Raw genomic sequence first — 4,949 nt, forward strand, 5'->3', positions numbered from 1 at the left:
TAGCCATCGGGATTCACCACATTGCCCTTGGATTTGCTCATTTTGCCACCCTGTTTAGTCAGCAATCCGTGGGCGCGGAATCGGCGAAAGGGTTCCTCAAAGGGGATATGCCCCAAATCATACAACACCATTGTGATGAATCGACTGTACAACAGATGCAGCACAGAATGTTCTGCGCCACCAATATACATATCCACAGGTAACCATTTAGCGGTAATTACGGGATCAAATGGAACATCAACGCGATCGCTTGATGGATAGCGCAAAAAATACCAGGCAGAATCCAAAAAGTTATCAGACACATCCGTTTCTCGTCGCGCTGCACCACCACAGCCAGGACAGGTTGTATTGACAAATTCTGGAATGTCTGCCAAAGGAGAATTCCCAGTTCCTTGAGGCAACCAATTCTCCGTTTCCGGCAACTGCACTGGCAATTGCTCCTCTGGAACAGGTACTGTACCGCAGCGGTCGCAGTAAATAATCGGAATCGGCGGGCCCCAATAGCGTTGCCGGGAGATTAACCAATCTCGCAAGTGATACTGTACTTTGCCATCTACTTCGTCACGCCCAATCCAGTTGCGTTGAGCCGTTTTGACTTTTTCTGACCAATCCAATTGCTCCAAATTGTCCAACAACCTTTGAGCATACTGAGTGATTTTGAAAAACCACTGTTCCAATTCTCGTTGAATAACAACGGTATTGCACCGTTCGCATTCACTGCTAATCACCTGCTCATCAGCAAGTACTGTCTTGCATGAAGGACACCAGTTCACCGCCGCTTTTTTGCGAACGGCTAACCCAGCTTTGAACAACTGCAAGAATATCCACTGCGTCCATTTATAATACGCGGGATCTGTGGTCTGAATTTCCTGATTCCAGCAGAAACGATTGCCAATTCTTTGCAACTGCGTTTCTCGAAATCGCTTCACATTACGCGCCGTCAATTCACGGGGATGAATGCCTTGCTTAATGGCAAAATTCTCGCTGTGAATGCCAAAAGCATCAAAGCCCATTGGCTCAAACACCGCTTTCCCTTGCATCGCCATGAAACGACCGTATATGTCTGCTCCGGTAAAAGCATAGACATTCCCAACGTGCAAACCCTCTGCTGAGGGATAGGGGAACATCATCAAATTGTAAAAAGGTTGAGCAGTTGTTGCTAAATCGACCTCATACAGTTGGGTCTGCTGCCAGATGGATTGCCATCGAGCTTCGACTGCGCGGTGGTCGTAAGTAAAAGCAGGTGGAATAGAATTGATCGGATCTCTTTGATCCGGCTTTATAGGTCCCAGTCGTGCATCATAAAATTCTCAATGCTTACTTGTAATATTATTGTAATACGCTCAATAGAGTTTTTTGCCAAATTCTAGCTAGGGAAGTACCCCCATTTTCGATTCCTGAGATTGGCTACAATGAGAATTGAGATATTACGGAAAGTCAGCGGGAAAAGCCACTCCATCTAGATTCGTTAACTGCTGACCGAATTTTAGATTTTAAATTTTAAATTTTGGATTGTTGGCGTAGCCTCTGCGTCAGGAGAAGATTCAAAATTCAAAATTTAAAAAGGTGACAAGCCCACGCCAGTTTGCTCCCGTCGGGAAACCCGCCCACGCAACTGGCTCCCGAATTTATTCGGGTAATAAATCCAAAATCCAAAATCTAAAATTTATTGATAGGTTCCCCTGACTTGATAGCTTGGGGTCAATCTAAAATCCAAAATCTAAAATCTAAAATTGTGTGACACTCAATGCGCTGTAGCTAGACGGAGGAAAATGGCTAATAATCCTATAGAAATTAGAACCAAGAAATATTTCCACCTCAGTTCACAAATTGCTCAGTTAGATAATGCACAATTGCTTTCTTTGTTTAAAAATAGTGAATCGAATGATTCAAGTACAGGTTGGGGGAGAAATTACACCATCACTCTGGGAGAATCCCAGGTTTTCGTGAAACTTGTTCCTGTGACGGACATTGAATTTGACAACCTCTTTTCTACTAGAAACCTCTATAACTTACCGACTTACTGTAATTACGGCTTAGGTTCCACTGGTTTTGGAGTCTTTCGTGAACTCGTAACCCATATCAAGACAACTAACTGGGTATTAGCAGGTGAAATTGCGACTTTTCCCCTAATGTACCATTATCGGATTATTCCCTTTTCTGGGCAGCGTGCTGATGTTGATACAGAGCATTATAAAAGTTACATAGAGTACTGGGGCAATAGTGAGAACGCGGGGAGATATTTATTAGATAGAGCAAATGCCAACTATGAATTAGTTCTCTTACTAGAATACATTCCCCATATTTTGGAAACATGGCTACTCTTAAACCCGGACAAACTTCAGCAACCCTTGGATGAGTTACGCACAACAATTGACTTTTTGAGGATCAAGGGAATCATTCACTTTGACGCACATTTTCGTAATATTCTCACTGACGGCGAGCAAATTTATTTGAGCGATTTTGGCTTGGTACTGGACAAAAGTTTTGGGTTAACAACAGAAGAACAATCTTTTTTTGAGCAGAACAAATTTTATGATTACGGCGAAGTTCTGCGAAATCTGGGTCATTTGATTCGCGCACCTTATGATTCATGTTCAGAAAAAGATAAATACAGAATCAGAGAAAAATATAGCATTAAAGAAAGCTTAAAACCTTATGAACAGAGGTCAATATTACTCGAAAACATCGAACAGATATATGCTGACGGCGATATCAAGTTAAATGATTTCTATGTTGCCAGTATTGTTAAATACCGTAGCATCATTACGCTGATGCAAAACTTCTTTGCTGCAATGTGGGATAACAAAAACAAGGATACGAAATTTCCTCACAGAGAACTAGCGCGGCTGCTCAAAGAGACCGGATTTATCCGTAGCACTGGATAACACGGCAGATAGCTCTCTTTTAATATTATTAATTCGTGCAGTATGCATATTTTTGAGAATTTCAATTTTGACTTTGTAAATATTCTGCATATTCAATTTTGAATTCGCGTGCATTCTTGAAATCAGTAGAAAACTGCGAAAGCACTTCTACAACAGCATCTGTATCATTTTGGGCTAAAGCGATAATTTCGGGCTGTTGGGGGATGCGAAACTGGTTGTGGTCGTGAAAAGTAATGGTAACAATTGTTCCTAGCGAATCTCCTTCTATTGACTTGATAGTACTCCACATCCAACGCTGTTGATTTGTTTCTTCAAAATTACCCCATTCTCTAGATATACTGAAATCACCAGGAAACCTCGGGTTTGGATATAAACCAACTTGTTTTAGCTGTATATGAATGGGGCGAAACAGGAAATTTAAATAAACTCCATAAGCCATATCTCCCGCTTTGGTAAATGCACGCAATAATTTATCATTATGTTTTTGGATTACGGTTTCCCAATTGATATTTATGTGGGCTTCAATATATTGACCAATTGTAAAAATATCGGTTTTTTGGTTGGCTGATACAAATTCTGTTAATAATTCCATTTATTGCAATTTCCCAATTCTGCTGCATCTTAATTTTGGCAGAGAAAAGATAGGAGGTATTGTAAAAAAATGACCTTAGGGACTTCCAGAAAATAAATTATCCCATTTTCATAGTGGCAGATTCTTTCTCCTCTGCCTCCTCTGCTTCCTCTGCTGACAAAGCGTTCGCGTAGCGTCCCGCAGGGATGGAATATTTTTTTAGTTGGAAGTCCCTTAATGGGGTAATACAATATGGCAGGGATGAAGACCTCGGTGTTTGATATACTCACTAGGAGTGCAAAGAGCTAAACTGCGAAAGTCGTGAATAAAATGTGCTTGGTCAAAGTAACCGCAAGTGAAAGCAATATCAGTCCAATCGGTATCGGTATGTGTTTTCCCAGCTAATAGACAAAGAACTCTTCGCAAGCGTTGAATGCGACAAAATAGCTTGGGTGTTAATCCCACACAGTTGCTGAATAACTGTCCAAAATAACGGGGACTAATACCAATTTGGTTTGTAATTTCTCTAACTGTGGGTGGATGTAAATTTGCAAACTGATTTAATGCAAAATCAACAACTGGATGTTGTGGGGATGATTGCAGCATAGTTAGGAGATAATGCTCCAAAATGTGGAAGCGGGTTTCTAATTGGGAAACTTTAAGCAACTTTTCTCGCAATTCTTCAGCGCGATTGCTCCATAATTCATTGAGCGAGATTACCCGATTATGTAATTCTTTGATGGGAAGCTGAAAAAATGGGACAGTACCACCAGCTTGGAAACGCACGCCCATAACGGATATCTGGCTATACTTGTCAATTATCAAGCTTTGGGAATGGATTCCCAAAATTCTCATACTGCTTGTACTACCGCATTTTTCCCCACTGTTAATATCGTACAGAGGTATTGTATTCTCGCGGAGATTTATCAGTAATTCCATTGAGCCAATGGGTAGCAACTTCACCCGTGATGAAGGTAAGTTATCGCCCTCACTCGACCACAAAAATTTGACGAACTTAGATAAAGGCGATCGCGGAATATAAGTATGGTAAATCATAGTTTTTCCTATAGAATTCGCTTTTATTGGGGGAAATTATTTGTGTATTCAGGTGTAAAATTTGTCTCAAATAAATGGTCACACAAACTTTATCTAAAAATGTAAGTTTTTTTTGTATTTCCAACACAACTAAGATACTTCTCAAATAATTAGTTAAGAAGCACCTTTTGTGCTGAAATTACAAGAGATTATTTCGTTATATCAATATCACTTTTGTAAGTCATGGGTCTTGGCAGTGCTTTCTTCTTGGGAGGAGCGGAAGATTTCTTCGGTGGTTGTGGCGCACGGCATTTTTCACAGTAGAGTGGTCGCGGGCCAAAAGTCTCACGCTGTGTCGGTTGTTCGCACTGCTTACAGACAAAGTTAAAAATCCGAGTGTGAATTGAGCGTTGATGCGCTCGAACTGTGTATTCTTTAACGTTGATTACCTTGCT

The 4,949-nt window shown here is 40.8% G+C and carries 5 protein-coding genes; 1 reads left to right on the plus strand and 4 read right to left on the minus strand.

What is annotated here, in order from left to right; translation table 11 throughout:
* A partial coding sequence (locus H6G41_RS34130; RefSeq protein ID WP_199316472.1) for a class I tRNA ligase family protein occupies window positions 1-1,292 on the minus strand: 1,292 nt, incomplete at its 3' end.
* Between the two features lie 480 nt (window positions 1,293-1,772).
* Between H6G41_RS34130 and H6G41_RS34135 the strand changes: the two genes are divergently transcribed.
* The gene (locus H6G41_RS34135) at window positions 1,773-2,888 is read left to right on the plus strand and encodes a hypothetical protein (RefSeq protein WP_190752789.1); all 1,116 of its coding nucleotides are present in this window, start codon (window positions 1,773-1,775) and stop codon (window positions 2,886-2,888) included.
* 61 nt (window positions 2,889-2,949) lie between these two features.
* On the opposite strand, the gene H6G41_RS34140 is transcribed toward H6G41_RS34135, so the two are convergent.
* The 3 genes from H6G41_RS34140 to H6G41_RS34865 form a co-directional block, all read right to left on the minus strand.
* Window positions 2,950-3,480, minus strand: a complete 531-nt coding sequence (locus tag H6G41_RS34140) for a DUF6022 family protein (protein ID WP_190752790.1) — start codon at window positions 3,478-3,480, stop codon at window positions 2,950-2,952.
* 213 nt (window positions 3,481-3,693) lie between these two features.
* A complete protein-coding gene (locus H6G41_RS34145; RefSeq protein ID WP_190752791.1) occupies window positions 3,694-4,515 on the minus strand; it encodes an AraC family transcriptional regulator in 822 nt (273 codons plus the stop codon).
* 188 nt (window positions 4,516-4,703) lie between these two features.
* Window positions 4,704-4,949: hypothetical protein (locus tag H6G41_RS34865; RefSeq protein ID WP_206756971.1), on the minus strand; the 246-nt coding region annotated here is incomplete at its 5' end.

This window comes from Tolypothrix sp. FACHB-123 (assembly GCF_014697075.1).
Lineage (GTDB): Bacteria > Cyanobacteriota > Cyanobacteriia > Cyanobacteriales > Nostocaceae > Aulosira.